We start from the raw sequence: 27,000 nt of genomic DNA on the forward strand, positions 1-27,000 counted from the left end.
ACCCTCGTCGACGACGCCGGCTCTCGCGCGCCGGTGCGGTCCGACCTGTCCGAAAGGTGCGTCATGATCATTCCGACCGACGAGCAGCTCTATGCCTCCTGCGACATGCTCACGCTCGAGGAGAAGGTTCAGCTGCTGACCGGACGTGACTCCTGGTCGACGTGGCCGATGGAGCGGATCGGTCTGCAGTCGATTGTGATGTCGGACGGACCGGCGGGCGTGCGGGGTGACACGTGGGACGAGCGCTCCCCGTCCATCAATCTGCCCTCGCCGACCGCGGCGGCAGCGGCGTGGGATCGTCGGCTCATGCGTCGCTACGGTGAGGCGCTGGGGAGCGAGGCGGTGCGGAAGAACGTGCACGTCGTCCTCGGCCCGACCATCAACCTCCATCGCACGCCCTACGGCGGGCGCCACTTCGAGGCCTTCAGTGAGGATCCCGTGCTCACGGGTGCGCTCGCCACGGAGTACGTGACGGGTGTGCAGTCGTTCGGCGTCGGCGCGACTGTCAAGCACTACATTGCCAACGAGTCCGAGACCGAGCGCTTCACGGTGGACGTGCGGGTCGACGAGAAGACGCTTCGCGAGGTCTACCTCCTGGCATTCGAGGAGCCTGTCGTCCGCGGTGGGTCGTGGGTTGTGATGAGCGCCTACAACTCCATCAACGGAGCCTCCGCGTCGGAGAACCCCCTCCTCGAGACTCCGTTGAACTCGGAATGGGACTTCGACGGGCTCGTCGTCAGCGACTGGACAGCCGTCCGATCGCTGGAGAGTGCGCGAGTTCCCCAAGACCTGGCTATGCCGGGTCCGCGCAGCGCATGGAGCGAGGGTCTTGTGGATGCCGTTCGGAACGGTGCGATCGCAGAGGCGGTGATCGATCGCAAGGTGGTGAGGCTGCTCAGACTCGCCGCACGGGTCGGGGCGCTGAAGGTCGATCACGCGGATAAGGCACGCCACCCGCTGCCCCAGGACGAGCTGCGCGCCTTCGCGCGAGAGGCCGCTACCGCAGGCACGGTGCTCTTGAAGAACGACGGCATCCTGCCGCTCGCCGCTCCTGCATCGATCGCGCTCATCGGCGAGGGCGCGCTGATCGCGCGAACGCAGGGCGGCGGCAGCGCCACCGTGATCCCCTCGTCGGTCGTCACACCGCTGCAGGGCGTGCAGGCGGCGTTCCCGCACTCATCCGTCCGCTGGGCCCAGGGGGCAGTCGTGCAGCGCGGTCTCGCAGACCTCGCGGACGGGACATACTCCTCCGCGGGCAAGCCGGGGATGACCGTGCGGTACTACTCCAGTGGGACCCTCATCGCGGAGGAGGTCCGCCTTGCATCGGGGATCGTCTCCTTCGATGCCAACGCTTTCGCTGCGAGGTCCGACCTCATCGAATTCACGCTGACCTACGCGCCAGAAGTGGCGTCGGATCGAGTGGCCCTGGGCATCGCCGGTCTCTGCGACTACGAGGTCCTCGTCGGGGGCTCCGAGATCGCTGGTGGCGCGTTGAGGCTCGACGCCGCAGACGACCCGGCGGCGGCCGTGCTGCATCCGCCGACCGCGACCTTCGAGGCGCCACTGGAGAACGGGAAGATCGACCTCACCGTGCGATTCACCCCGAAGCTGGGCGACATGGGTGTCGCGATGTCCTTCCGCATCGGAACCCCTCCGAGCGACCGGCCCGCAGGCGAGCTCATCGCCGAGGCCGTCGCCGCCGCGCGCGCAGCCGACGTGGCAGTCGTCATCGTGTCGACATCGTCAGAGGTGGAATCGGAAGGCTTCGATCGCGACTCCCTCGGCCTCCCCGGCGCTCAGGACGAGCTCGTCCGAGCTGTCGCAGCAGCGAATCCGCGTACGGTCGTCGTCGTCAACGCCGGCGCGCCGGTCACCCTGCCATGGCGCCACGATGTCGGAGCGATCCTGTCGATGTGGTTTCCCGGTCAGGAGTTCGGAAGCGCTCTCGGCGACGTCCTCGTCGGAGCCAGCGAACCGCGGGGCAGACTTCCGATGTCGTGGCCGGACTCGGAGGACGACATCCCGGTGTCGACCGTGACCCCGACGGAGGGGGTGCTGAACTACGCGGAGGGCATCCACGTCGGCTACCGCGCGTGGATGCGGTCCGGGGTCGAGCCGGCGTTCCCGTTCGGGTTCGGTCTCGGCTACACCACCTGGGCCATCGAGGGCATCGAGCGCGTCGCGGGAGAGGACGGATCCACGCGCGTGAACGTCAGGGTGCGGAACTCCGGTTCGAGGCGAGGTTCGACCGTCGTGCAGGCCTATCTCCGCCGCGATTCGGATTCGCACGTCGATCGTCCGGTGCAGTGGCTTGCCGGATTCGATGCCGTTTCCGCGGAGGCCGGAGAGTCGGTGGATGTCGCCATCGAGATCCCGCGTCGACGGTTCGCGCACTGGGACGGCGCATGGTCCGTCGAACCCGGAGTCTTCGCCCTTCTTGTCGGCCTTTCGAGCACCGACATCAGCGGTGAAGTCGAGGTCGCGTGGTAGCCCGGACCGGTGCCGACCGCCCGGGCGGCCGTATGCACTCTGAAGTCGACCGAACCATTCCCGGCCCGCACGGTGAGATTCCGCTGCGCGTCTATCGACCAGACGGGCCGTCGACCGCCGGCCTCGTCTGGCTCCACGGCGGGGCGTTCTCGCACAATGACATCGACGTTCCCGAGTCCCACTGGGTCGCGGGCCTGCTCGCGGATGCCGGCATCCTCACGGTTGCCATCGACTACCGGCTCGCGAAAGACGGCATCCACTTCCCGGTCCTCACAGACGAGTGCCTCACGGGATGGGAGTGGGCTGTGTCTGCAGACCTCGGCGTCCCGGCGTGGGAGTGGCACATCGGCGGGGGAAGCGCTGGCGCGAACCTCGCGGCAACCGTCGCCCTGCAGCTCCGCGACCGAGGTCGTGCACTGCCGAAGTCGCTCGTGCTGGTCTACGGCGTCTATCACCCCGAGCTGCCGGAGCCGTCTGCCGAGTTGCGCACCAAGCTCGAGCTTCTTCCTCCCGAAGCGATCTACTCCCCGGAGGTGGTGCGTGAGATGAACCTCAACTACGTCGGCGCCGTCGAGATGCTCTCGCACCCCTACACATTCCCTGCCAACGCCGAAGTGAGCGGCCTGCCGCCCACATTGCTCATCAACAGCGAGCGCGACCAGTTGAGGGCATCCGGTGAGGCGTTTGCGGCCCAACTCGCTGTCGCGGGGGTCGATGTCACTCTCGTCCGGGAGAAGGATGTCGAGCATGGTCACCTCAACTTCCCCGAGGTGCCGGGCGCGCGACGCACCGTCGAGCGGATGATTCGGTGGATCAACGGGTCGGATGCCGTCCGGGTCTGAGCGCTGGTAGACGAAGAGCAGGGCTGAGCTCGGGGCGGCGCGGGTGGCTCAGTTCGCGGTCAGGGTGCCCGTGAAGGCCGGTGCGTCGCGAACGGTGGCGACGTCGTCGAACGTGCCGAGCGGGATGATGCCGTTGTAGTAGCCGACGGTGTCGTAGTAGAGGACGAGCGCCTGGTCAGGGGCGTAGTAGCCGATGGTGCCCGGCTCGGCGCTGCTGCCGGAGGGCATCCCGTCCAGCGCGAGGGGCGCGGGGAGTGCGGCGATCTTCTCCTGGCCGCCGAAGTCTGCGAACGAGAGCTCGAGCGGGAGCTGCTCCAGCAGAGATGCTGTTGCCGCGCTGGCCCGCAGAACTCCCGTCACGGTGGTGTCATTGACGGTGATCGTGATGCTCGTCTCGGTCACGGGTGCCTCCGAAGTCTGGGTCGGCGGAATCGGGGTGTGTGTCGGACTGCCGGCATCGGTCGCGCGGGGGGTCGCGGACGCGGCGGTCGATTCGGATTCGATTCCGGATGGTCCGGGCGCGCATCCGCCGAGCGTGAGTGCGGCGGCGATCGCCGCGCTCACGACGGTGAGACGCTGACGGGGGGCCACAAGCGGGTTCCTTCCTTGCTGCGATTCCCGGTGCATCAGACGGTGAGCAGCACCTTGGTGGCGCGGCGCTCGTCCATGGCCTGATAGCCCTCTGCGGCATCCTCCAGGGGGAGGGTGAGGTCGAACACGACACCCGGGTCGATCTGGCGGTCCCAGATCAGCTGGATCAGCTCGGGGAGGAACCGGCGCACCGGCGCCGGGCCACCGTGCAGATGCACACCGGAGAAGAAGAGCTCCAGGCCGTCGAGGGAGACGTCGTGCGAGACGCCGACGTACCCGACGTGTCCGCCCGCGCGCGTCGCGTGGATCGCCTGCATCATCGACTCCTGCGTGCCGACGGCCTCGATGGTGCTGTGCGCGCCGAGACCGCCCGTGAGCTCCTTGATCTTCGCCACGCCCTCGTCACCGCGCTCCTCCACGATGTCGGTCGCGCCGAACTGGCGGGCCAGCGCCTGCCGGTCGGCGTGGCGGGACATCGCGATGATGCGCTCGGCGCCGAGCTGCTTGGCGGCGAGGATACCCAGCAGGCCCACGGCGCCGTCGCCGACGACCGCAACCGTCTTGCCGGGGCCGGCCTCGGCCGCGACGGCGGCGAACCATCCGGTGCCGAGGACGTCGGAGGCGGCCAGCAGCGAGGGGATCAGGTCTTCGTCGGGCTGGCCCGGGGTCGCGACGAGCGTGCCGTCGGCGAGCGGGATGCGGCAGTACTCGGACTGCGCGCCGGTTGCGGCGCCGGGCTGCCGGTGCACGCAGTGAGTCTGGTATCCCGCCTGGCAGATCTCGCAGGTGTTGTCGGAGGCGAAGAACGATCCGACGACGAAGTCGCCCACCTTGATGGTCTTCACGTCTGCGCCGATCTCGGTGACGACGCCGACGTACTCGTGGCCCATCGGCGTGTGGTCGACCGGCTCGGCACCGCGGTACGGCCACAGGTCGGAGCCGCAGATGCAGGACGCCGACAGCTTGATGATCGCGTCAGTGGGCTCGACGATCGTGGGGCTCTCCCGGTCCTCGACGCGAACGTCGCCGGGGGCGTACATGATGACTCCACGCATTGTGGTGTCCTTTCTCTGAGGTCTACGAGGTGTGGACAGGAGTGGTCGCTGCAGCGACGGTGGTGGACGAGGCATCCGCCCCTCCATGCCGGAGGAGGAGCAGGCAGGATGCCGCGGCCAGGAGCACCGCGACGGTGGTGGTCACTCCGAGCGGAAGAATGCTGAGAGCGCCGGCGACTCCCGCGAAAGGCGCGGCGATCCCGCCGAACCCGAATCGGACCATCCCCAGCAGCGAGGAGGCGGTGCCGGCCATCTGCGGGTAGTCCGTCATCGCGAGGGTCGTCGACGGCGGTGCGGTCACGGCGACACCGCTCGAAAGGGCAAACAGCGACACGATGACCACCCAGAGCGGCATCGGGGCGATGCCCGCGGCGAGGAGGCCGAGTGCGCCGAGACCGGTGATGGCCACACCGATCCAGAGGGTGCCGAGGATGCTCCATCTCTCAGCGGCGCGGCCCGCGAGGTAGCCGAAGACCATGTGCCCGGCGGAGTTGAGCCCGAAGGCGGCGGCGTACCACTGCGGCGACAGGCCGTAGATGTCCTGCAGCACGTAGGTCGAGCCGGCGAGGTACGCGAACAGGGCGGCGAACAGGAACCCCTGGCTGAGGACGGCGCCGAGGAAGGTCCGATCGGTGAGGAGGGTGCGGTAATCGCGGAGCGTCTGCCCGAAACCTCCCGACACGCGGAGGTCGGCGGGGAGGGTCTCGTCGAAGCCGAGGAGGGTGGCGATGAGGATCGCGACGCCGATGACGGCGAGGAAGACGAACAGACCCCGCCAGTCCGTGAAGGCGCTCAGCAGTCCGCCCAGGAGCGGGCCGACGATGGCCGCGAACCCGCCGATGACGGTGAGGCTGCCGTAGAAGCGGATCAGCTTCCTCCCGGAGAACACGTCCCTTCCCGCGGCGATCGCGATGACGATCCCGACGCCCCCCGCCAGGCCCTGGACGAGGCGGGCGACGATGAGGAGTTCGATCGACGGGCTCACGGCGCACAGGGCCGAAGTGACGATGTACGCCACGATGCCGGTCAGCAGGATGCCGCGACGGCCGAAGCGGTCCGACAGTGGCCCGGCGACGAGCTGTCCGGCCGCGAGCCCGATCAGGCACGCGGTGACCGTCAGCTGAGCAACGGACGTGACGGCGCCGAGCTCGGCGGTCAGCGCTGGGAGCGCCGGCAGGTACAGGTCCATCGAGATCGGCCCGAACACCGTCAGCAGCAGGAGCAGCGCCGGCAGAAGCGGGCGGGCTGCGGTCCCGGGCGATGAGGGGTTCTGAGGCATGGATCCAGTCTTCGCGTGCTGCGTCGCACGGGGGAGTCCCTGGCGGAGGGTGTACCGAGAGGGCACCCCTCGCCGGACTCGGTCGCTCTAACGTTGGGGCTATGGACAATCGAGATGAGGTCCGCGAGTTCCTCATGACGCGCCGCGCCGCGGTGTCGCCGGATGCCGCGGGCATCCCCGCGGGCTCGAACCGGCGCGTCGCAGGGCTGCGTCGCAGCGAGGTCGCGACGCTGGCCGGAGTCAGCGTGGAGTACTACGCCAAGCTCGAACGCGGAAGCATCGCCGGTGCCTCGGGGGCAGTGCTGGATGCGGTCTCGCGAGCACTCCAGCTGAGCGATGCCGAGCACGCGCACCTCTTGGATCTCGCCCGCAACGCCGACGGCATTCCGTCTTCCGGGCGCCACCGGCGGCGCGCCGCCAAGTCCGGTCCGCCCCGGCCGAGTCTGCAGTGGGCGCTCGCCGCCGTCACGGACGCCGTTGCGGTCGTCCGGGATCAGCGGCAAGACCTGCTCGCCTTCAATGAGCTGGGGAGGGCGTTCTATTCGCCGCTGATCGGCGACGGGGGGAGGACCCCGAACTTCGCCCGCTTCCAGTTCCTCGATCCGGCCGCTCGGGAGTTCTATCCCGACTGGGACCTCTTCGCCGACATGTGCGTCGCCGTCATCCGCGCCGAGGCCGGCCGCGACCCGCATGACAAGGGCATCCAGGACCTCGTAGGCGAGCTCTCCACCCGCAGCGATACCTTCCGCGCGCTGTGGGCAGCGCACAACGTGCGCACTCACGGCACCGGAACGAAGCGGTTCCATCACCCTGTCGTCGGTGATCTCACCCTGGTATACGAGGAGCTCGCGATCACCGCGAACCCCGGCCAGGTGCTCCTCATCTACAGCGCCGAGCCCGGGTCGGCCTCCGCCGAACGACTGCGGCTGCTGGCATCCTGGGCGGCGAGCCCCGCCGGGTCCCCGTCGGGCACGACCTCGTGACGTGCTCTCAATTCAGGCGAAATCATGCGCCAGCCAGCACCAATAGCTGAGGGAGCCTCCCGGAATTGAAGCGTGATCCCGCCGGCTCTGGTTTGCGGGTCGCAATCGCCCAGGACAAGCTGCCTCAGCGCACTGGTCCTCCAGAATCGGCGCGCTACACGGCGGTATAGCCCCCGTCGATGACGAGCTGCTGGCCGGTGATGTAGCGGGAGGCGTCCGAGGCGAGGAACACGACCAGGCCGGTCAGGTCCTCGGGGGTCGCCATACGGCCTTGCGGGATCAGCGAAACCCAGTCCGCCTCGAGCTCGGGCTCGCGCTCGATGATCTGGCGGGTCAGGTCGGTCAGGACGTATCCGGGCGACATCGCGTTGACGCGGATGTCCGACTTTGCCCACTCGACCGCGAGCGACTTCGCGAGATGCGCGACGGCCGCCTTGGACGAGTTGTAGGAGGCCGCCCACTGCGGCACGTTCACGATGAGCCCCGACATGGAGGCGATGAGGATCGCGCTCCCCGGGAGCCCGGCCTGGAGGAGGCCGCGGCCGAATGCCTGCGACGCGAAGAAGGTCCCCGTCAGGTTCACATCGATGACCTTGCGCCAATCGGACGCAGCGACGTCGATGGAGTCGCCGTTGATCTCGATGCCCGCCGCCGTCAGCAGCACCTGCGGGGTCCCGAGCTCGTCGCGGACGGCGTCGAAGGCGGCGTTCGTCGCGTCCTGATCGGTCACGTCGAGCCGCTGGCCGTAAGCGCGGACGCCGAAGTCCTGGGCGATCCGATCTGCGGCGGCACCGACGCCGTCGAGCAGGTCGAGCAGCGCGACGTTCATGCCTTCGGCTGCGAGAGCCCGCGCGACGCTGAGGCCGATGCCGCGTGCGCCGCCCGTGACGACCGCGGTCTTTCCTGCAAGGTTGAGTTCCATGTTCTTCTCCTGATCGTGGGTGTTGGTCGGGCGCGGTCAGGCCGCGAGCCGTCGAAGGAGGCCCGCGTTCGCCGGCAGTGTCCGGTGCGGGTCGCCGTTCGTGGAGCACTCGAGGTTGACCGCCCCGTCGTAGCCGATGTCTCGCAGCGCTTCGAAGATCGCCTCCCAGTCGAGCGAGCCATTGCCGGGAAGAAGTCTGTTGTTGTCTCCGAGGTGCACGTGACGCACCTCCGCCTCGGCCGCGCGGAGGGCGTCGGGGATGCTCGCCTCTTCGATCGACATGTGGAATGTGTCGGGCAGCAGGCCCGCGTTGGGGTGGGCGACCTTCGCCAGCAGGCGGAGGTTGTCGGAGACCGAGTTGAGGTACCGGCTCTCGTAGCGATTGAGGGGCTCGAGCAGGATCGAGGCATTCGACCCTGCCACGCGGTCGAGGAGCTCGAGGTAGAACTCGAGGAAGTCGGACTCCTGCTGCGGGCTCAGTTGCTGATAGGGGTCGAACAGCGGCATCGGGTCCTGCGGGCCGTACTCGTACTCGATCTCGGTGACGAGGCCGAGCTCGGCGCACACATCGGCCGCCTGGCGGTACATGTCCCTGCAGGCGGCCCGGAGCGCGGAGTCCGTCGACATGGCCTTGCCGTAGATGTCGTCGGTCAGGACGAATTCCACGGGGCGGATGCCGGTGCGCGATTCCAACTCGGTCAGTTCGCGGCGGACGGAGTCGTTCCAGCTGGCGAGCGGCTGGAAGACGGCGATCGCGTCATAGCCCCACCCGCGGAGCAGCTCCGCCTTCGACGTAAGGGTCGCGCCGGGAACCATCGGGCTCGAGCAGCACAGGATCATCGTTGGGTCTCCTTCGGAGAGTCGTTGGTAGGGGCTACGGTCCGTAGAGCCGCGCGAGAGCGCTGTCGAACGCGTCGTATCGTCGGCGGCGCGCCAGGTCCGCACGAGGACGGTAGGTGCGTGTGGGCGGCGTGTGCAGCCCGTCGGTCTCGGTCAGGGAATCGATGACCCCGGCGCCCGTCAGCGCCAGCATCGCGGCGCCGCGGCAGGCATCTTCGGGCTCCGCCGGAACACGGAGCTCGATCCCCGTCACGTCGGCCTTGAGCTGGTTCCAGAAGCCCGAGGCGGTCCCGCCGCCGGCGGAGGTGACCGATCGCGTCGGGTGGCCGTGTGCAGCGAGGTCGTCCAGGTTGCGCTTGAGAAGGTGCGCCACGCCCTCCATCACGGAATAGGCGAGATCGACGCGGTCGTGCTGCAGTTGCAGATCGATGAAGGCTCCGCGTGCCGCGGCGTTGAAGTCGGGGGGATTCACGCCGGTGAGGTAAGGGAGGAACAGGGGAGCATCGGCGAACGTCCGCTCACGCAGCTCGTGCTCGAGCGCGTCGTACGACAGTCCGTCGGCGATCTGCTCCTGGAACCAGTTGAGCGCGACTCCGCCGCTGTCGGCGCAGGCGAACAGCACCGTGTCGCCGGGACGAAGGCCGGCATGGAACGACACCCTCATGGCGGGGTCGAACGTCCACTCCGGCACAAGCACCGAGAGAGCGAGTACGGTGCCTGCGGACGCGCTGACCGATCCCGGGGCGTAGGTGCCGGTGCCGACCATCGCGCAGAAGTGGTCCAGCGCTCCTGCATTGACGGTGTACGAGGTCGCCGGCGGAAGACGAACGGCGACCTCGTCGCGCACGGGCCCCAAGACGGTGCCGGCCGGCACGAGCTCGGGGAGCATCTCCAGACGGATGCCGCAGAAGTCGACCATCTCGGACCAGTACGCCCGCGAGGGCACGTCGTAGAGGTAGGTGAACCCTCGCGTGGTCTCTTCGCCGACCGAGACGCCGGTGAGACGCATGAGGACGAAGTCCTTGAGCATGAGGACCTGCGCGGCCGCCTCCAGCACCTGAGGTTGGTGGGTGGCGAGCCACCGCAGTTTGGTGGCGGGCCAGGTCGCGACAGGTTCCGGCTCGCCGGTAATCGCGAAGGCCGCCACCGGGTCGAACGCCTCGGCGATCTCGCGCGCCTGCGCGGTCGAGCGCTCGTCGAGCCAGGAGATACCCGGACCGACCGGGCGACCCGCGTGATCGGTCAGCACGAGGGACTCGGCCTGACCTGTCAAGACGATGGTCGCGGCGTCGACGCCGCTCGCCTCCGGCGCGGCGCGGTGGATGAGGTCCAGCACGCTGTCGAAGACGGACTCGGGGTCGAAGACGACCTGACTCCCTTCGCGCAGATATCGCATCGGCGCCTGCGCCGCGGAGAGAAGTCGCCCGCGCTCGTCGTACCGGACGACCTTGATGTTGGTCGTGCCGAGATCGACGGCGTAGACGATCACGTCATCGCCCCATCACAGTGAGGAAGACGGTGCGCTCGCGGGTGCGCACGGAGTCGAGGTCGCCGAAGTAGATCCGGCCGAACTCGCCCAGGACGCCCTCGCCGGCGACGACCGGCACGGTCGTCGACCTTCCCAGGATCGAGGAGATGATGTGCCCGTCGGTGTTGAGTCCCCATGAGGGATGTTCGCCGCGCAGGTCGGCAGCGTTCTTGATGTGGATCGGGCCGGGGTGGAGGTACTGGCCTTCGTTGCGGGCGGGCGGGACGATCTTCGCGAACACATTCAAAGTGTCCTGCAGGATCAGTTGGGTCCCGTAGTACGTGACGTCCTCGGATTCCTCCTGGATGAACACGCAGCAGCTCGTGTGCTGGGTGTAGGCGATCGCGATCCCCTCCTCGATCCCCGACTCCGCGACAAGCTGCGTGAGCCGGTCGGTCACGTCGAAGAACTCCTGACGAGCAGGGGTGCTCACGATGAAGGAACGTGACTGGACGAGCATGCTGTTTCTCCTTGCAATGGCTCCGGGACGGTCGCTGACCGTCGGTTCGCTGGCTTGAGCGGGCGTCGACTCGGTCATTCGGCGGAGATCGCCCCCCCGGTCATGCCGGCGACGATGTGCTTCTGAACGATGAAGGCGACGATCATGACGGGCAGGATCGTCACCGTGCCGACTGCGGCGACCTGACCCCACGACGTTCCGATCGGCGTGATGAGACTGGGGATCGCGACGGGCAGGGTCTGCGTGTGGCGGCCCGTGAGGACGAGCGCGAAGAGGAACTCGTTCCACGAATTGATGAGACAGAAGATCGCAGTCGCCGCGAGGCCGGGCTTCACGATGGGGAGGATGACGCGCAGGAACGTGCCCCACTCCCCGCACCCGTCGAGTCGCGCCGCCTCATCGAGGGTGGTGGGAACGGAGAGGAAGAATCCCCGCATCATCCACACCGTGAACGGCAGGGCGAAAGTGAGATGCGCGGCGATCAACCCGACGTAGGTATCCCGCAGCCCGAGATTCGAGGCCAGCACGAACAGGGGAACCGCGAGCACCATCGCCGGAAGGAGACGGGCCGCGAGCAGCGCCATCATGAAGCCTTCACCCTTGCTGATGCGACTGAGACTGTAGGCAGCGGGAACGCCGACGACCATGGCGACAAGCGTCGAGACGACACCGACCACGGCCGAGTTGACGAGGTTGTCGGCGAACCCCTTGTCGACGAAGGCCTCGACGTAGTTGTCGAGCGTCGGCGTGAAGAAGAGTGTCGGGGCGGACGAGAAGATGTCGATGCGGTCCTTGAACGACGTCAGGACGAGCCACACGATCGGTGACAGATAGGCGACGATGATCGCGACCGCCACGACCGCCACAATGACCCTGACGACACCCCGGCCGGCCGACCGCGGCCGAAGCGGGAGGGTGGAGCCTCGGCCATTGGTCACGATGGCGCGGGTGGTGGTGACCGTTGTCGTACTCATCCGTTCACGCCCTTTCTGCTGAGGTACCGGAACAGGAACCACGCGATGGTGGCCACCACGGCGAAGGTCGCGATGCCGAGCGCGGCGCCATAGCTCATGTCGAACGCGGTGAAGCTCACCCGGTACTGGAAGATGTCGTTGACCGTCGTCGCTGCGCCCGGACCGCCGCCGGTGAGGATGTAGACCTGGTCGAACATGCGGATCGCCTCTGTCGCACGGAAGAGGATGGCGACGCCGATGACCGGACGGATCATGGGCAGCATGACGTGCCAGTAGAGCTGGAACGTGTTGCAGCCGTCGAGCTCGGCGGCCTGGATCTGCGCCTGAGGCGCAGCGGATAGCCCCGCGAGCACCATGAGGGCGATGAACGGCGTCCACTCCCAGACATCCATCGCGACGAGTGCCGAGAACGCGCCGATCGGACTGTCGAGCACACCGGCCTCGCCGACGAGGCCGAGGGTCTGAAGCACGGATGTCATGTACCCGAACTGCGGGTTCAGGCCGAAGCTGAACATGAGGCCCACCACGAGCGGCGTGGCGATCATCGGCAGCAGCAGGAACGAAGTGACGAGGCGCCGGGTGCGGATGAGTCGAGACAGCCACACTCCGATCGCTGTGCCGAGGACTGTCTGAATCGCGACGGCGAGCACGACGTAGGCGATCGTGATGAGGATCGCCTGGCCGAACTGCGCATCGTGGAACATGCGCGTGTAGTTGTCGAGGCCGATCCACTGCCCGTTCGCGGTGGGGTCGACGGGGCTGTAGGACTGGAAGCTCAAGGTGAGGCTGTAGACCAGGGGGAACGCCAGCACCAGGGCGAGGATGATCAGGCTCGGCGCCTGCATCCCGACTCGGGTCCATCGCAGCCGCCTGGCTGCCCGCAGGCGCCGGGTGGGCGCCTGCGGGAGCGTGCCAGATTGCGTGGACATGGGGATCAGAAGGCCTTCAGCGGAAGCTTGTCGCCCAGAATGTTCGTGATCTCGTCCTGGGCGTCGGTGAGAGCCTGCTCCGACGTCGACTCACCGACCAGCGCGTTGGAGACCTGCAGCATCAGCTGATCGAGCATCTGGGGCCACTCCGCGTTGCGGGGGCGGGCCAGCGCGTTCTCGAGGCTGCTGAGCTGCTGGGGCCATGAGGGGAGCGAGGCGACCAGTTCGGGATCCTCGAACGCGGAGCGAGTCGCCGGGACGCCGCCCAGTTCGCCGATCTTCTTCTGCACCGATTCAGACAGTGCCCACGCGGTGAAGAGGTACGCGGCATTCGCGTCGATCGCCTGCGTGCTGATGCCATAGGTCCAGGCGCCGTGCAGCGCGTGCGGGTCGTCGCCCTCCGCGAGGACCGGGACGTCGCCGTAGGCCATCTTGCCGACGACCGCGGACTGCTCCGGATTCTCCATCGCGCCCGCGGTGTCGCCCCACGAGATCGCCTGGACGGCGACTCCCTGCTGAAGCTGCGCGGTCACCTCGTCCCACGTGGCGGACGTGTAGCCGGGCGGGGCGAACTCGCCGAGGGAGCTCATGTAGTCGAGGCTGGCGACCGAGCCCTCGCTGTCCACGATCAGCTCGCCTTCGGGCGAGAGGATGCCGCCACCGAAGGAGTTCGCGTAGTTGATCCACTCGAACACGGCTGCCTCGTGGCGCTTGCCGGCGAGCGTCACACCGTAGATCGGGTCGGTGAGCGTCTCGCCAGCCAGCTCCTCCCCGGCATCCCGGGTGAAGAACTCGGCGATGTCGTAGTACTGGTCCCACGTCGTCGCGGGGGCGAGCTCGTAGCCGTACTCCGCTTCGAACGCCGCCTTCTCGGACTCGTTCTCAAGCAGGTCGGACCGGTAGAGCATCATCGTGACGGCGCTGTTCGAGGGCATGCCGTAGTACTTGCCGTCCCACAGTGCCGCGGTGTCCCACAGGCCGGGGAGGAGATCCTCCTGGTTGAACTCGTCGCTCACGTTGTCGGCGTTGGCGTCCATGAGCGGCGTGATCTCCTCGAGGTATCCGCTGCCGGCGTACGCACCGAGGTAGTCGTAGGGGATCGAGACCACGTCGAAGTCTCCCTGCGACGTTGAGAAGTCGAGGGTCGCACGTTGCACGAGCTGTGCGAAGGGTGCCGTCTCGATGGTCACGTCGATGCCGGTCATCTCGGTGAACTCGGGAAGAAGCTCGTTGAGGATGTCGGAGTTCAGCGTCGCTTCGGCCAGCACGTTCAGCTCGGTGCCCGCGAACTCCTGGGACCAGCCGTTGGCATTCGCGGGATCGACGTCGGACCCTGACGAGCCGCAGCCCGCGAGCACGAGTGTGGCTGCAGCGGAGCCGGCGAGGAGCGCCAGCGCGCGGCCTGTGCTCTTCGCTCGCGCATCGGGGCTGGAATGGGAGAAGAGGTACATCGTCGTCCTTCCGGTCGGGTGAGCGGACTGCCTCTTATGCCGGGAACCAGTGTGAGGCTGTTACGGGTAAATGTAACAGGATCACAAATACAGCGCAAGCATCCGGATTTATGTGTGATTCATTTACAATCACCTGACCCGGTGTGATAGTTTCTCGGACAGGTGCCGGAGCCTCCCTCCGACGCCGGGCAGACAGGGGCAGGAGATCCGATGAGCGGTCGTGCACCGCAGCGCAGGCGTGCTGCGATCGAGTCGCTGATGAGCGATCGCGCCGAGGTCGACATCCCGAGCCTCGCCGTGCACTTCGGCGTCTCCGAGATGACGATCCGTCGCGATCTGGAGGCACTTGAGGAGGACGGCGTCGTGCGCCGTCTCGTCGGCGGACGCGCCGTCATGGTCGACCCGAAGAGCGTCGAACCAGAACTCTCGGCCCGCGCTGACACCGCACACGAGACGAAGGCTCACATCGGACGCGCCGTGGCCGAGCTCATCGCCGACGACGAGGTGGTGTACTTCGACGGCGGGAGCACGGCACTCGCCGTCGCTCACGCACTCCGAGGGACGGGCAAGACCCTGACAGTGCTGACCCGCAGTCTGCTGATCGCCGCGGAGCTCGCTCACGAGCCGACCGTCGATATCTTCCTCCTCGGGGGACGCGTGAAGTCGTCCGAGATGGTCACCACGAGTTCCACAATGGCCGACGACTTGCGGCACTACAACGTCGACACGTACGTCATGGGGATCAGCGGCGTACACCCCGCACGAGGCCTCACCGACTACGACCCCGACGAGAGCGCAGGCAAGCGTCTCGCCCTCGAGCGGGCCGACCGCGTCGTGCTGGCGTTCGACCACTCCAAGCTGGACCGGGTGCTGATGTCTCGCGTAGCTGGGCTTGAGGATGTCGACGTCGTCGTCACCGATGCCGAGCCCGAGAACGAGGCGATCGCCGCGATGCCCGCGACGGTGCGCGTGGTCATCGTCAAGCCCAGCCCGGCCCTCGTGCGTACGGCGTGAGGCCGTGATGTCGGCAGACTCCCGGCTCTCCGCGCCGTTCTTCGAGATCGGCCCGAAGAACCTGCTCCGACTGCCGGCGATCATCGAGGTCGCCCTCGCCGCCGTTCGCGCCGGCGACGAGAACGGCGTGTCGGTCATCGTCACCGTACCGGCGCCGCTCATCGCGCAGGTCCAGCGCGCGGTGCCCGACGTGTTCGTGTTCGCGCAGACGATGGATGACGATGAGCCCGGGCCGAGCGTCGGCCGGATCACGGCGGAGTCCCTCGTGGATGCCGGCGCGCGCGGCGTCATGCTGAACCACGACAGCAGTCCCCTCGATCCCACGACGCTGGCGCGAACCGTCCGCCGTGCGTCCGAGAGCGGACTCATGACGATGGTGTGCGCGGGTACCGATGAGCAGGCGCTCGATCTGGCCCGGCTCGATCCCACGATCGTGCTCTACGAGCCACCGGAGCTGATCGGCGGAGCCGGCGGCGGCGACCGTCCCTGGATCCGCCCGATCGACCGGCGAGTCCGCGAGGTCGCTCCCGAGGTCCTCATGATGCACGCAGGAGGCGTCGCCGTCCCGGAGGACGCCTACCGGATCATGCGCAGCGGTGCGCAGGGGACAGGATCGACGTCGGGAGTGCTGCGCGCGGCGTCGCCGACGGATGCCGCGGCGCAGTTCATCCGCGCGGCGCGCCGAGGCTACGACGAGGCACTTTCCGCCGGCGGCTGACACCTGGGCAGTTCGCCTGTCCGCCCGGCCACGAGGCCGTTCTTCGGGTCAACGAGCCGCCGTTCATCGATCAAGGTGCCCTAGATCGTGGCACGCAGTGCAGCGATTCGACGGGCGTTCGTCACCGGCCTTCAGCGGTCGAGGTAGCCCATGTGCTGGGCGTTGTACCGATCGCCCTGGACGGTGAGTCGGCGGGTGAGACCGTCGAGGTCGTCTCGTTCGTCCGCCGACAGCGCCACGGTGGTCGCCGCGGCGTTCTCCTCGATGCGGGACGTGCGGCGGGTGCCGGGGATCGGCGCGATCCACGGGTGCTGTGCGAGCAGCCACGCCAGGGCGATCTGGCCCGGAGTGACATCCTTGGCGGCGGCCAGTTCCTTGACGTGATCGATGACCGCCCGATTCGCGGCAAGGTTCTCTTCCTCGAAACGGGGCACACGGCGGCGGATGTCGTCGTCGCTGAACGTGGTGGAGGTGTCGACGGTGCCGGTGAGGAACCCCTTGCCGAGAGGGCTGAACGGGACGAAGCCGATGCCGAGCTCAGCGAGGGTGGGCAGGACCTCGGTTTCGGGGTCCCGGGTCCACAGCGAATACTCGCTCTGCAACGCGGTCACCGGAAAGACACCGTGGGCGCGGCGGATTGTGGGAGCGGATGCCTCGGACAGCCCGAAGTGGCGCACCTTGCCTTCAGCGACCAGGTCGCCGACGGTGCCGGCGACATCTTCGACGGGAACGTCGGGGTCGACGCGGTGCTGGTAGAACAGGTCGATCACGTCGGTGCGGAGCCGTGTGAGGGATGCCTCGGCGACGCGTCGGATCTGCTCGGGACGGCTGTTCAGGCCCACGCTGGCGCCGTCTTGGATGTCCCAGCCGAACTTCGTCGCAAGCACGACCTGGTCGCGGACCGGCTCGAGGGCTTCGCCGACGAGTTCCTCATTGACGTACGGCCCATACACTTCGGCGGTGTCGAAGAAGGTGACGCCGAGGTCGACAGCAGATCGGAGGACCGCGATCATGTCTTCGCGGGTGCCGGGGTTGGGGCCATAGCTCTGTGACATGCCCATGCAGCCCAGTCCGATGGCGGAGACCTGCAGGCCCTGTCCGAGGGTGCGTGTGTGCATCGTGCTGCTCCTTACTCGCTGTGGCGTCGTCGTCCGCGGTGTGGTCGGAACTGGGTCCCGAGTCATGGTCCGCATTGGTCACAGTGGACGTCGGCAGGCGGATCGGCGGTGACCAGTGTGTCGAGCCAGTCGACGAGCCGGACGCCGTTCACCTCGAGGTCGTAGAACTTGTTCGGCTCGAAGATCTGATGGTCGGCGCCCGGTGCTGTGTAACTGTGAAGGGTCGCCCCGCTCGCCTCGATCGTCGCCTCGTTGTCGTCGATGATCTCCAGCAGATCTGAGTCTTCCGCGCCGATCCAGCGGGTCACTTCGGAGGCGGCTTGAGGATCGAAGGCGAAGTCGAAGCGGGCCAACACGAGTCGCGGATCGTGTCTGGCGGCTTGACTCCAAAATCGTGGCACGCCCCATTCCCGCACGCCGAGTCCGGCGACCGCCCAGTCGGGCATCGCGCTGTACGCGCCCCACTGCCCCTCGAGGATGTCGGCGTTGAAACGCTGGTCGTCGGGCCAGGCGCCGGACTGGGCGCCGAACACGGTGACCGTGGCGTCGGGGAGGAGGTCGGCGACGAGGCCCCCGTAGATCGGCGCCGCTACGGATCCAGCGGTCTTGCCCACGACGATGACCTCGGTGGCGTCGGGGTAGTTCTCGGCGAGATAGGCCAGCGCAGCGGTGCCGTTGACATATCCACGATGCTCGACGGTCAGACTCGACGAGTAGTCCTGCGTGACGTTGCCGAGATGCGCGTCGCCGGTGCATGAGCTGACGTAGATGAAGGAGTACTCGGAGAAGGGATTGTCGCCTCGGGTGATGTCGAACATGCCGCTGCGATTCTCAGGTTCCGTCCCCTGGATGCTCCAGTCGTAGAAGTCGCTCTCGCCGTGGTCGCCCGTGAGCGCGCACGTCGCGGCGTCCCAGCAGACGCCGCCTCCGTTCAGGAAGATCACCACCCTGGTGGGGTCGGCCCGCCACTCCCAGAATGCGAATTCGCTTCCGTCGGCGCATTGGCAGTCCCCGCCTGGTGTGACGCGGGTCCATTCCAGTCCCGGCTTCGAGCTGCACCCGCTGAGAATCACGGCCAACGTGACCAACCCCAGAAGGGCGCCGCGTGCAGCGCGCCTGCCGATGGAACGCCGGACGGTCGCCATTGACTCAGGATGCCTGATGCCGACGCTCGCCGCACGTCGCGTCTGGGGTCATCTCGGCGAGCGTGCGAGAAGAGAGCTGACGTCTGAGATTCATGTCCGTGCAGGTGCTGTGGACTCCCGGACGATCAGGGGCGCCATCCGTGAGGGATCGCTCGTCGGGCGGGGAATCTCCTCGATCGAGGAGAGAAGCTTGTCCACGGCGATCGCGCCGGCTTCCTCGAAGTCGAGTCTGAGTGTGGTCAGCGGTGGGCGGAAGAACGCCGCCTCGGGGATGTCGTCGATGCCCGTCACACTGACGTCATCCGGAACTCTCAGACCCGCTTCCGTCAGCGCGAGAATCGCACCGAGCGCCATCTGGTCGTTGGACGCCACAACGGCCGTCGCACCGAACAGGTGGGGGGCGTCCCGGATCGCTCGGTAGCCAGAGGATGCCGACCAGTCGCCGCTCACCTGGCCGACGGGGAGAAGCCCGCTGGCGCTCAGTGCCAAATCGAAGGCCTGGGTGCGGTTGCGCGCCGCGGACCACGTTGCCGGGCCGGCGATGTGGAGAATTCGCTCGTGCCCCAGATCCCGAAGGTGCGAGATCAAAGCAGGAAAGCCCGCGGACGTCAGCTCGCTCGGCTGCCCCGCCACGGAGTCGCTCACCTCCGTCGCAAACACGACCGGGACCCGGAAGTCCGTGTGCTGAAATGCCTCGGCCATCTCGTCGGTTGACGCCAACGCCAGGACGCCGGCGACGTCCAGCTGAGCCGCCAGATCGAGAGCCTCTTGGATGGCGGCCGGATCGCCCATGTCCAGGGCGATGATGTCGAGGAGGTAGCCGGCCTGACGTGCAGCCGTGCTCGCGCCCTGCACGATCCTGCTCGGCCCGATCTGGTTGATCTCGTGCGTCAGCGCAGCGATGCGGTGCGATCGCCCGCTCTTCAGAGAGCGGGCTGTGAGGTTCGGCCGATAACCGAGCTGATCCAGCGCACTGACGACCTTGTCCCGTGTCGCCGGCCGGATTCCCTGGTAGCCCTTGAGGAATCGACTCACCGTCTGGTGAGACACGCCGGCGCGCCTTGCCACGTCGTAGATCGTGGCCGGCTTGGAGAGCGAGGACGCACCGCTCGTCTCATCTGCGGCGGCTTCCCACGCGTCGGCCTGACTCGATGTGTCCGCGAGCTCCGAATCCATGACTTCCTCCGGGGTTGATCCACCCTAGCCGTCGCGCAGGCGTCATCATCCGACGTGTCGGCTCTGCGATGGCCAAACGTCAATCTGGAGTTTATCGATAACATTCTGGTCCCAGACCGTTGTTTTCGAAAACATCTCGCGCTACATTCCACACACACACGTTCCGCCAGTGACAACGGAGTTGCCTCGATGGACTCGTCTTCCGCCGCCTACCGCCCGACCGGCGTCCTCTTCGGCGCCGCCTACTACGCGGAGTACCACGTAGGCGAGCGTCTCGACCTCGATCTGGACCTCATGAAGGCGGCAGGGTTCACTGTCATTCGCGTCGGCGAGTCGGTGTGGTCGACATGGGAACCGCGCGACGGCGAGTTCGACCTGGAGTGGCTCCAGCCGGTCCTCGACGGTGCGCATGCTCGCGGCATCCGAGTGATTCTCGGCACCCCGACCTACGCGGTGCCCCCATGGCTGCAGGTCGCGCACCCCGAGATCGCCGCGGAGCGCAAGACAGGGCAGCGGGTTGCCTGGGGTGCCCGTCAGGAGATCGACTTCGCGCACCCGGTCTTCCGCGTCTACGCGGAGCGGGTCATTCGCGCGATTCTCGACCGCCATGCCCGCCACCCGGCGGTCATCGGGTTCCAGGTCGACAACGAGCCTGGGCTCGAACTGTTCCACAACGAGCACGTCTTCCAGGAGTTCCGGGATCGCCTGGAGCGGCAATACCTGGACGTGGAAGCGCTGAACGACGAGTGGGGCCTGACGTACTGGTCACACAGGCTCGATGACTGGACCGAGCTCTGGCGGCCCGATGGGAACTCCTTCCCCCAGTACGACCTCGCCTGGCGTCGCTTCCAGGCCAGCTTGACGACCGAGTTCATCGCCTGGCAGGCGGGTCTGGTGCGCGAATACCGGCGAGACGACCAGTTCGTGATGACCTGCCTGCAGTACCCCCGTCCTGCCGTCGACGACGAGAAGCTCAACGAGCGGCTGGACATCACAGCGGGAAACCCGTACTACGGAATGCAGGATCGCCTCGATGCAATGAAGGAAGTGCCCGCGCTCAGCTGGCCGACCACAGGCGTGGCGGGCCTGTTCCGACAGGCAGACCGGTTGTTCTCGTCTCAGCAGTCGCGGTTCCTCGTCACCGAGACGAACGCGCAGTCCATCGGCGGGTCCGACACGAACTTCCCGCCGTACCCCGGCCAGCTCGCCCAGTCCGCGTTCGCGCTGATCTCCCGCGGAGCGGCGATGATCGAGTACTGGCACTGGCACACCCTGCACTACGGAGCCGAAACCTACTGGGGCGGAGTTCTGCCGCACAGTCTCATTCCCGGTCGCATCTACGAAGAACTCTCGCAGCTCGGTTCCTCGCTCGAGAAGATCGGCAACGCCCTGGATGGGTACGAGCCGGATGCCGACGTGGCCATCCTGTGGTCGAACGACAGCAGATTCGCCCTGCAGTTCGCCCCGCCGTTCCGCCTCGCCGGCGAGGTCGACGACGCGGCCTATGAGCGCATCATCGACGCATTCCACCGGGGAGTCGTCGACTCCGGCCGTCAAGCGCGCATCCTCCACGTCGATCAGGCCCGCGGGATGGGTGCGGCGCAGCTGGCCGAGCGATTCCCGGTTCTCATCGCGGCAGGACTCTACATCTCGACGGACGACGACCTCGCGCTCCTCCGCGAGTACGCCGAGCACGGCGGTCATCTCGTCCTCGGGATCCGCACCGGCTACGCCGATGACGAGGCACGCGCACGCATCGCCGTGTCGCCAGCGGGCCTGCACGAGGCAGCCGGAGTTCGCTACGACGAGTACTCCAACCTCGAGGCGAGGATCCCCGTCGTCGGCACCGATCGGCTGCAGACGGATGCCGCGGCCGCGGAACTGTGGATCGACGGTCTCATCGCGGAAGGCGCGGACGTGCTCGCCACCTATGAGCACCCACGATTCGGCGACTTCCCGGCGGTGACGACTCATCGCTTCGGTTCCGGGCGCATCACGGTGGTGGGCACTGTGCCCTCGCCGGAGCTGGCCGCTCGCATCATCGAGTGGATCGTCCCCGCGGCGATCGCATCGGAACTGGTGGGTTCAGCATCCCTCCCCGTCACGGTGTCGTCGGGAGCCCTGCCCGACGGCGGCCGGGCCTGGTTCGTCTTCAACTGGGGATGGCCGCAACAAGAAGTGACACTTTCACGTCCCGTCACAGATCTGGTGACGGGTGGCCCGCTCGAGGCGGGTACCGCACTCTCACTCGAGGGATGGTCGACGCGAGCATTCGTCAGCCGGTGAGACTCCGGGATCACGAGATCCGACACCCAAACAAGAAAGAGCAACCATGAACAAGGCACCAAGAACAGCGATGGCGCTGCTGGGAGGCATTGCGGTCACAGGTCTGGTCCTCGCCGGCTGCAGCGGCGGCGGGGGCGACACCACCCCGAGCGCCACGGGCATCAGCCAGGCCGACATCGACGAGGCGATGACCACCCCGACCGAGCTGACCTTCTGGACGTGGGTTCCCGACATCCAGAATCAGGTCGATCTCTTCGAGGCGAAGTACCCCGCCATCACGGTCAAGGTCGAGAACGTGGGCCAGGGCCTCGCGCACTACCAGAAGCTGCGCACCGCCATCGAAGCGGGTGAAGGCGCACCCGATGTCGCACAGATCGAGTACCCGTACATCCCCTCGTTCGTGCTGACCGAGTCGCTGCTCGACCTCGCGCCCTACGGCGCCGATGACCTCGCGGACGACTACGTGGGCTGGTCGTGGGACCAGGTGTCGCCCGCCGATGAGGTGTGGGCCATTCCGCAGGACGTCGGACCGATGGGCAACCTGTATCGCGAGGACATCCTGGCCGCGGCGGGGATCACCGAACCCCCCGCCACATACGACGACTACGCTGCGGCGGCGAAGGCGGTGAAGGAGAAGACCGGTTCGTACATCTCGAACGTCGCCCCGACGTCAGCTGCCCAGATGGAGGGCTTCTTCTGGCAGGCCGGAGTCAAGCCGTTCTCGTACGACGGCAAGGAGACAGTGAGCATCAATGTCAACAGCGATCGGGCCAAGGAGGTGGCGAACTATTGGGCCGGGCTGATCCAGGACGACCTCATCTCCACAGATCCCGACTTCACGGACGAGTGGTTCCAGAAGTTCGCGAACGGCACGTACGCCGGGTGGCTCACGGCCGCCTGGGCGCCGGTCTTCCTGTCGGGCACAGCGGGGGAGACCTCTGGGCTGTGGCGCGCGGCGCCGCTGCCGCAGTGGGAGGCCGGTACCGAGGTGTCGGGCAACTTCGGCGGCTCCTCGGATGCGGTCCTCGCTGACACCGAGAACCCCATCGCCGCCTACGAGCTTGCGAAGTTCGTCAACAACGACCCCGAGTCCGCGTTGAGGTTGGCGACGGAGCAGTTCCTCTTCCCCCCGCAGGTCTCCGTGCTCGAGGACCCGGCGTTCATCGATCAGGAGTCGGAGTTCTACGGGGGACAGAAGGTGAACGCGTTGTTCGCTGAGATCTCGACGACAGTCGACCCTGATTTCCAGTGGCTGCCGTTCATGGACTACGTGGACTCCGCCTACGCGGAGACGGTTGGTACGGTCATCGCCGAGAAGGGCGACATCGCTGCCGCCCTCGATGCGTGGCAGGAGCAGATCGTCTCCTACGCGGAGGACCAGGGCTTCACCGTGGAGTAAACCAGGACTGGGCGCCCGTCGCAGCGCGGCGGGCGCCCCACAACCGGATCCAGATCGATTCTTCGAGGGAGTCACCGTGTCGGATGCATCGAGGCTCACGGTCGCGCGCACCACCGGGAAGTCCGCAGTGACGCGGCGCACCAGTCCGACAAAGCGGAAGCAGTACCTGGCGGCGTACCTCTTCCTCGTCCCGTTCTTCGTCGTGTTCATCACGATGCTCGTCATCCCGCTCGTCTACGCCGGCTATCTGAGCCTCTTCGAGAGCAAGCTCATCGGCGGCGAGGTCTTCGCCGGCCTCGACAACTACGCCCGCGCGCTGACCGACCCGGAGTTCCTCGGCGGCCTGGGCCGGGTGGGGCTGTTCTTCATCGTCCAAGTGCCGATCATGCTCGGCCTCGCGCTCTTCTTCGCCCTGGCGCTCGACACCATGCGGGCCAGGGGATCGAAGGGCATCCGACTGCTGATCTTCATGCCGTACGCCGTGCCCGCGGTCGTCGCCACGCTGATGTGGGGCTACCTCTACGGCCCGGACTTCGGCCCGATCGCCCAGATCGCACGGGCGGTCGGCCTCGGCACACCGGACTTCCTGTCGCCCGGAAACATCCTCTTCTCGATGATGAACATCGTCACGTGGGAGTTCATCGGCTACAACATGATCATCATGTATGCGGCCCTCCGTGCCATTCCCGGAGAACTGTACGAGGCGGCCGAAATCGACGGCGCCGGCGAGTTCCGCCTGGCGTGGAGTATCAAGATCCCCGCCATCCGCCCCGCGATCATGCTCACCGTGATCTTCTCGATCATCGGCTCGTTCCAGTTGTTCGCCGAACCGAGCCTCCTGAACACGATCGCACCGACCGTGATCACGAACTCCTTCACTCCGAACTACTACGCGTACAACCTCGCGTTCGTCAACCAGGAGCTCAACTACGCGGCCGCTGTCGCGTTCCTGCTCGGACTCGTGATCGCGGTGATCTCGTACTTCGTCCAACTCGGTTCCGAACGCAGCGCGCGCCGCGAGCGGAAGGGGGCGTGATGACAGTCACCGAGACCCGGGCTCTCGTCGCTCCCGGAACGCCCCGTCATCGTCGCGGCGGAAGCCGGCACTACGACCCAGCGCGTCGGCGCAGCATCCTGCTCACCGTGCTGCTGTGGCTCTGCGTGTTGTACTTCATCGTTCCGCTGTGGTGGCTGTTCGTGTCCTCGACCAAGGACAACTCCGCTCTGTTCTCGACGTTCGGGCTGTGGTTCGCTCCGGAGCTCTCGCTCTGGGACAACCTGCAGACGCTGTTCACCATCCGCGGCGGCCTCTACACCCGGTGGCTCCTGAATACGGTCGTCTATTCCGTGACGGCCGCCTTCGGCGCCACCGTCCTCTCGGCCATGGCCGGCTACGCGTTCGCGAAGTACGACTTTCCGGGCAAGAAGGTGCTGTTCAGCGCGACCCTGGGCGCCGTCATGATCCCGCTCACCGCTCTGGCGTTGCCGACCTATCTGCTGTTCTCACAGGCCGGTCTCACCGACACCCCCTGGGCGGTGATCATTCCCTCCCTCGTCAGCCCGTTCGGGGTGTACCTCATGCGCGTCTACGCTGCGGACGCCATCCCCGACACTCTCATCGAGGCGGCGCGTGTCGACGGAGCAGGGGAGTTCCGCATCTTCTGGCAGGTGGGTCTGCGCATGCTCGGGCCTGGACTGGTGACGGTCTTTCTCTTCTCGCTCGTCGCGACGTGGAACAACTACTTCCTGCCCCTCATCATGCTCAACACATCGGAGCTCTACCCGATCACCGTCGGTCTCGCGCAGTTGCAGGCCGCTGCCACGGCCGGCGGTGGAACCCAGGCGCTGTTCTCCACGGTCATCACCGGGTCGTTCGTCGCCATCGTCCCGCTGATCGTCGCCTTCCTCTTCCTTCAGCGCTACTGGCAGTCCGGGTTGGCGACCGGCAGCGTGAAGGGCTGATATGCGCGGCGTTGACGACGCATCGGCGAACGGCCGATCCTTCACCATCGGGGACACCGACTTCCTGCTGGATGGAGAGCCGTTCCGCGTACTGTCCGGCGCCATCCACTACTTCCGCGTTCATCCTGACCAGTGGGCGGACCGCATCCGCAAGGCGCGCCTCATGGGGCTCAACTCGATCGAGACCTACGTGGCGTGGAACGCACACGAGCCGATCCGGGGCGAGTGGGATGCCTCGGGTTGGAACGACCTCGGCGCGTTCCTCGATGCCGTCGCCGAAGAGGGGCTGTATGCGATCGTGCGGCCGGGTCCGTACATCTGCGCGGAGTGGGCGAACGGCGGACTGCCCGTCTGGCTGACCGCCGACGACGGGATCCGCCTGCGAAGCTCTGAGCGCGGCTATCTTGCCGAGGCGTCCCGCTTTCTCCGGCGCGTCTACGAGATCGTCGGCCCACGCCAGATCCATCGGGGCGGGAACGTCGTCCTCGTGCAGATCGAGAACGAGTACGGAGCCTACGGCGCCGACAAGGACTATCTCGAGGCACTGGTCGCGGTCACCCGCGACGCCGGGATCACCGTCCCGCTGACGACCGTCGATCAACCGCAGCCGCAGATGCTCCGTGACGGCAGCGTGCCCGGCGTCCACCTCACCGGCTCGTTCGGGTCCCGTGCATCCGAGAGGCTGGCCACTCTCCGCGAGTTCCAGCCGACCGGGCCCCTGATGTGCATGGAGTTCTGGGACGGATGGTTCGACCGGTGGGGCGGCCACCACCACACGACCGATCCCGCCGAGGCTGCCGCGGAGCTCGAGTCGATGCTCGCCGCCGGTGCATCCGTCAACTTCTACATGTTCCATGGTGGGACCAACTTCGGACTGACGAACGGCGCCAACGACAATGGTCGCTACCACCCCATCGTCACGTCCTACGACTACGACGGGCCGCTGGATGAAGCCGGCAGCCCGACCGCGAAGTACTTCGCCTTCCGTGAGGTCATCGCTCGGTATGCGAGCGTGCCTGACGAGCTGCCTGCGACAGGGTCTCCCTCACCGCAGGTCACCGTCGAGCTGCACCCCGCAGGAGATTGGATGCCTGTCGCCGGGGAATCCGGCACCCGGTCCGATTCGCCGCCGACCTTCGACGAGCTGGGGTTCGATGGTGCGTTGGTCAGGTACGAGGTCGACCTGCCGGAGATGACATCGCCTCAGCTGCTCGAATTCGGTGAGGTGCGTGATCTCGCGTGGGTGCGCGTAGACGACGGGCCCCCGCAGCGGCTGAGCCGACGCAGCAATGATCGGGCGGTCGCCGTTGCCCCGGGTCGCCTTCTGACGGTGCTCGTCGAGGATCAGGGTCGGGTCAACTACGCGAGCCACATCGGCGAGCCGAAGGGACTGATCGGATCGGTGCATCTGGGTGGGCAGCCGCTGCAGGGGTGGCGGGCCACCACGATCGATGTCGAGTCGATGGCCCGCCAGGTCCAGGTCGACGACTGCCGGACGGCGGATGAGGCAACGCAGAGCCCCGTGGTCGGCCCGGTCGCGTTGAGCGGCGGTTTCGTGCTCGAGGAGCGGTCGGACCTGTTTCTGGACACCACAGGCTGGGCGAAGGGGTTCGCGTTCGTGAACGGATTCCACCTCGGGCGGTATTGGTCGGAGGGACCGCAGCGAACGCTCTACGTCCCCGCTCCCGTCACCCGTGCGGGCTCGAATCACCTCGTCATCCTCGAACTCGAACATGTCGCTGCGGCGACGGCCCACTTCCGTCACTCCCCGCTGCTGGGTTACCGGGACGAGTGAGCGGCGGTGCGGTCGCTCCATGATCCGGGCCGAGCGAGGCGGC

Annotated in this window: 23 protein-coding genes; 10 read left to right on the forward strand and 13 right to left on the reverse strand. The window is 67.1% G+C overall.

Translation table 11 applies throughout. The features are described from left to right. Positions 1–63 precede the first annotated feature (63 nt). The gene (locus ASD93_RS15315; protein WP_056124982.1) at positions 64–2,490 is read left to right on the forward strand and encodes a beta-glucosidase; all 2,427 of its coding nucleotides are present in this window, start codon (positions 64–66) and stop codon (positions 2,488–2,490) included. A 32-nt stretch (positions 2,491–2,522) separates the two neighbouring features. Next, a complete protein-coding gene (locus ASD93_RS15320) occupies positions 2,523–3,332 on the forward strand; it encodes an alpha/beta hydrolase (RefSeq protein ID WP_056124985.1) in 810 nt (269 codons plus the stop codon). 48 nt (positions 3,333–3,380) lie between these two features. Here ASD93_RS15320 and ASD93_RS15325 read toward each other — a convergent pair whose 3' ends face one another. The 3 genes from ASD93_RS15325 to ASD93_RS15335 form a co-directional block, all read right to left on the reverse strand. Beyond that, entirely contained in the window at positions 3,381–3,734 is a 354-nt protein-coding gene (locus ASD93_RS15325) for a cyclophilin-like fold protein (protein WP_157537000.1), read from the reverse strand. Between the two features lie 224 nt (positions 3,735–3,958). Then, positions 3,959–4,978 (reverse strand): zinc-dependent alcohol dehydrogenase family protein, encoded by a 1,020-nt coding sequence (locus ASD93_RS15330; RefSeq protein ID WP_056124991.1) that lies wholly within the window; start codon positions 4,976–4,978, stop codon positions 3,959–3,961. Between the two features lie 22 nt (positions 4,979–5,000). Then, a complete protein-coding gene (locus ASD93_RS15335; RefSeq protein ID WP_056124994.1) occupies positions 5,001–6,257 on the reverse strand; it encodes a multidrug effflux MFS transporter in 1,257 nt (418 codons plus the stop codon). 101 nt (positions 6,258–6,358) lie between these two features. Between ASD93_RS15335 and ASD93_RS15340 the strand changes: the two genes are divergently transcribed. Continuing rightward, positions 6,359–7,240 carry a helix-turn-helix transcriptional regulator gene (locus ASD93_RS15340; protein ID WP_056124995.1) on the forward strand — a complete coding sequence of 294 codons (882 nt, stop codon included), beginning with the start codon at positions 6,359–6,361 and terminating at the stop codon, positions 7,238–7,240. Positions 7,241–7,394: 154 nt separating this feature from the next. Here the strand turns inward: ASD93_RS15340 and ASD93_RS15345 are convergent, their stop codons facing one another. The 7 genes from ASD93_RS15345 to ASD93_RS15375 all read right to left on the reverse strand — a co-directional run bounded on the left by ASD93_RS15345 (position 7,395) and on the right by ASD93_RS15375 (position 14,344). Next, positions 7,395–8,162 (reverse strand): SDR family oxidoreductase, encoded by a 768-nt coding sequence (locus ASD93_RS15345; RefSeq protein ID WP_056124998.1) that lies wholly within the window; start codon positions 8,160–8,162, stop codon positions 7,395–7,397. Between the two features lie 36 nt (positions 8,163–8,198). Further along, positions 8,199–9,002, reverse strand: a complete 804-nt coding sequence (locus ASD93_RS15350; protein ID WP_056125002.1) for a sugar phosphate isomerase/epimerase family protein — start codon at positions 9,000–9,002, stop codon at positions 8,199–8,201. 34 nt (positions 9,003–9,036) lie between these two features. After that, positions 9,037–10,491 carry an FGGY-family carbohydrate kinase gene (locus tag ASD93_RS15355; protein WP_056125004.1) on the reverse strand — a complete coding sequence of 485 codons (1,455 nt, stop codon included), beginning with the start codon at positions 10,489–10,491 and terminating at the stop codon, positions 9,037–9,039. 1 nt (position 10,492) lies between these two features. Then, positions 10,493–10,990 (reverse strand): YjbQ family protein, encoded by a 498-nt coding sequence (locus tag ASD93_RS15360; RefSeq protein WP_056125007.1) that lies wholly within the window; start codon positions 10,988–10,990, stop codon positions 10,493–10,495. Positions 10,991–11,064: 74 nt separating this feature from the next. Further along, positions 11,065–11,964, reverse strand: coding sequence for a carbohydrate ABC transporter permease (locus tag ASD93_RS15365; RefSeq protein WP_082569422.1), 900 nt, complete (start codon positions 11,962–11,964; stop codon positions 11,065–11,067). Then, the gene (locus ASD93_RS15370; RefSeq protein WP_082569423.1) at positions 11,961–12,893 is read right to left on the reverse strand and encodes a carbohydrate ABC transporter permease; all 933 of its coding nucleotides are present in this window, start codon (positions 12,891–12,893) and stop codon (positions 11,961–11,963) included. Before ASD93_RS15370 ends, ASD93_RS15365 begins: the two co-directional genes overlap by 4 nt. A gap of 5 nt (positions 12,894–12,898) precedes the next feature. Further along, positions 12,899–14,344 carry an extracellular solute-binding protein gene (locus tag ASD93_RS15375; protein ID WP_056125014.1) on the reverse strand — a complete coding sequence of 482 codons (1,446 nt, stop codon included), beginning with the start codon at positions 14,342–14,344 and terminating at the stop codon, positions 12,899–12,901. 210 nt (positions 14,345–14,554) lie between these two features. Here ASD93_RS15375 and ASD93_RS15380 point away from each other — a divergent pair, with 210 nt between their 5' ends. Next, positions 14,555–15,358: a DeoR/GlpR family DNA-binding transcription regulator gene (locus tag ASD93_RS15380; RefSeq protein ID WP_056125021.1), complete on the forward strand. Its 804-nt coding sequence runs from the start codon at positions 14,555–14,557 to the stop codon at positions 15,356–15,358. Between the two features lie 7 nt (positions 15,359–15,365). Continuing rightward, positions 15,366–16,076 (forward strand): triose-phosphate isomerase, encoded by a 711-nt coding sequence (locus ASD93_RS15385; RefSeq protein WP_162253405.1) that lies wholly within the window; start codon positions 15,366–15,368, stop codon positions 16,074–16,076. A gap of 131 nt (positions 16,077–16,207) precedes the next feature. On the opposite strand, the gene ASD93_RS15390 is transcribed toward ASD93_RS15385, so the two are convergent. From ASD93_RS15390 to ASD93_RS15400, 3 genes are all read right to left on the reverse strand, one after another. Further along, a complete protein-coding gene (locus ASD93_RS15390; protein WP_056125026.1) occupies positions 16,208–17,194 on the reverse strand; it encodes an aldo/keto reductase in 987 nt (328 codons plus the stop codon). 62 nt (positions 17,195–17,256) lie between these two features. Beyond that, positions 17,257–18,339 (reverse strand): pectin acetylesterase-family hydrolase, encoded by a 1,083-nt coding sequence (locus ASD93_RS15395; RefSeq protein WP_082569424.1) that lies wholly within the window; start codon positions 18,337–18,339, stop codon positions 17,257–17,259. A gap of 90 nt (positions 18,340–18,429) precedes the next feature. Then, positions 18,430–19,515: a LacI family DNA-binding transcriptional regulator gene (locus ASD93_RS15400; protein WP_056125032.1), complete on the reverse strand. Its 1,086-nt coding sequence runs from the start codon at positions 19,513–19,515 to the stop codon at positions 18,430–18,432. 189 nt (positions 19,516–19,704) lie between these two features. On the opposite strand from ASD93_RS15400, the gene ASD93_RS15405 reads away from it, so the two are divergent. The 5 genes from ASD93_RS15405 (at position 19,705) to ASD93_RS15425 (ending at position 26,957) form a co-directional block, all read left to right on the forward strand. After that, positions 19,705–21,801: a beta-galactosidase gene (locus ASD93_RS15405; RefSeq protein WP_056125034.1), complete on the forward strand. Its 2,097-nt coding sequence runs from the start codon at positions 19,705–19,707 to the stop codon at positions 21,799–21,801. A gap of 70 nt (positions 21,802–21,871) precedes the next feature. Further along, positions 21,872–23,200, forward strand: a complete 1,329-nt coding sequence (locus tag ASD93_RS15410) for an ABC transporter substrate-binding protein (RefSeq protein WP_056125036.1) — start codon at positions 21,872–21,874, stop codon at positions 23,198–23,200. A 76-nt stretch (positions 23,201–23,276) separates the two neighbouring features. Then, the gene (locus ASD93_RS15415) at positions 23,277–24,236 is read left to right on the forward strand and encodes a carbohydrate ABC transporter permease (protein ID WP_056125040.1); all 960 of its coding nucleotides are present in this window, start codon (positions 23,277–23,279) and stop codon (positions 24,234–24,236) included. Then, positions 24,236–25,162 carry a carbohydrate ABC transporter permease gene (locus tag ASD93_RS15420; protein ID WP_056125166.1) on the forward strand — a complete coding sequence of 309 codons (927 nt, stop codon included), beginning with the start codon at positions 24,236–24,238 and terminating at the stop codon, positions 25,160–25,162. Before ASD93_RS15415 ends, ASD93_RS15420 begins: the two co-directional genes overlap by 1 nt. A gap of 1 nt (position 25,163) precedes the next feature. Beyond that, on the forward strand, positions 25,164–26,957 hold the full coding sequence (locus tag ASD93_RS15425; RefSeq protein ID WP_056125042.1) for a glycoside hydrolase family 35 protein: 1,794 nt from the start codon (positions 25,164–25,166) through the stop codon (positions 26,955–26,957). Positions 26,958–27,000 lie beyond the last annotated feature (43 nt).

The organism is Microbacterium sp. Root180, assembly GCF_001428485.1.
Taxonomy (GTDB): Bacteria; Actinomycetota; Actinomycetes; order Actinomycetales; family Microbacteriaceae; genus Microbacterium.

Excerpts from the sequence above, each read along its gene's own strand:
- ASD93_RS15315 (WP_056124982.1), top strand. The coding sequence starts at position 64 with ATGATCATTCCGACCGACGAGCAGCTCTATGCCTCCTGCGACATGCTC.
- ASD93_RS15320 (WP_056124985.1), top strand. The coding sequence starts at position 2,523 with ATGCACTCTGAAGTCGACCGAACCATTCCCGGCCCGCACGGTGAGATT.
- ASD93_RS15330 (WP_056124991.1), bottom strand. The coding sequence starts at position 4,978 with ATGCGTGGAGTCATCATGTACGCCCCCGGCGACGTTCGCGTCGAGGAC.
- ASD93_RS15335 (WP_056124994.1), bottom strand. The coding sequence starts at position 6,257 with ATGCCTCAGAACCCCTCATCGCCCGGGACCGCAGCCCGCCCGCTTCTG.
- ASD93_RS15340 (WP_056124995.1), top strand. The coding sequence starts at position 6,359 with ATGGACAATCGAGATGAGGTCCGCGAGTTCCTCATGACGCGCCGCGCC.
- ASD93_RS15345 (WP_056124998.1), bottom strand. The coding sequence starts at position 8,162 with ATGGAACTCAACCTTGCAGGAAAGACCGCGGTCGTCACGGGCGGCGCA.
- ASD93_RS15350 (WP_056125002.1), bottom strand. The coding sequence starts at position 9,002 with ATGATCCTGTGCTGCTCGAGCCCGATGGTTCCCGGCGCGACCCTTACG.
- ASD93_RS15360 (WP_056125007.1), bottom strand. The coding sequence starts at position 10,990 with ATGCTCGTCCAGTCACGTTCCTTCATCGTGAGCACCCCTGCTCGTCAG.
- ASD93_RS15365 (WP_082569422.1), bottom strand. The coding sequence starts at position 11,964 with ATGAGTACGACAACGGTCACCACCACCCGCGCCATCGTGACCAATGGC.
- ASD93_RS15370 (WP_082569423.1), bottom strand. The coding sequence starts at position 12,893 with ATGTCCACGCAATCTGGCACGCTCCCGCAGGCGCCCACCCGGCGCCTG.
- ASD93_RS15375 (WP_056125014.1), bottom strand. The coding sequence starts at position 14,344 with ATGTACCTCTTCTCCCATTCCAGCCCCGATGCGCGAGCGAAGAGCACA.
- ASD93_RS15380 (WP_056125021.1), top strand. The coding sequence starts at position 14,555 with ATGAGCGGTCGTGCACCGCAGCGCAGGCGTGCTGCGATCGAGTCGCTG.
- ASD93_RS15385 (WP_162253405.1), top strand. The coding sequence starts at position 15,366 with ATGTCGGCAGACTCCCGGCTCTCCGCGCCGTTCTTCGAGATCGGCCCG.
- ASD93_RS15390 (WP_056125026.1), bottom strand. The coding sequence starts at position 17,194 with ATGCACACACGCACCCTCGGACAGGGCCTGCAGGTCTCCGCCATCGGA.
- ASD93_RS15395 (WP_082569424.1), bottom strand. The coding sequence starts at position 18,339 with ATGGCGACCGTCCGGCGTTCCATCGGCAGGCGCGCTGCACGCGGCGCC.
- ASD93_RS15400 (WP_056125032.1), bottom strand. The coding sequence starts at position 19,515 with ATGGATTCGGAGCTCGCGGACACATCGAGTCAGGCCGACGCGTGGGAA.
- ASD93_RS15405 (WP_056125034.1), top strand. The coding sequence starts at position 19,705 with ATGGACTCGTCTTCCGCCGCCTACCGCCCGACCGGCGTCCTCTTCGGC.
- ASD93_RS15410 (WP_056125036.1), top strand. The coding sequence starts at position 21,872 with ATGGCGCTGCTGGGAGGCATTGCGGTCACAGGTCTGGTCCTCGCCGGC.
- ASD93_RS15420 (WP_056125166.1), top strand. The coding sequence starts at position 24,236 with ATGACAGTCACCGAGACCCGGGCTCTCGTCGCTCCCGGAACGCCCCGT.
- ASD93_RS15425 (WP_056125042.1), top strand. The coding sequence starts at position 25,164 with ATGCGCGGCGTTGACGACGCATCGGCGAACGGCCGATCCTTCACCATC.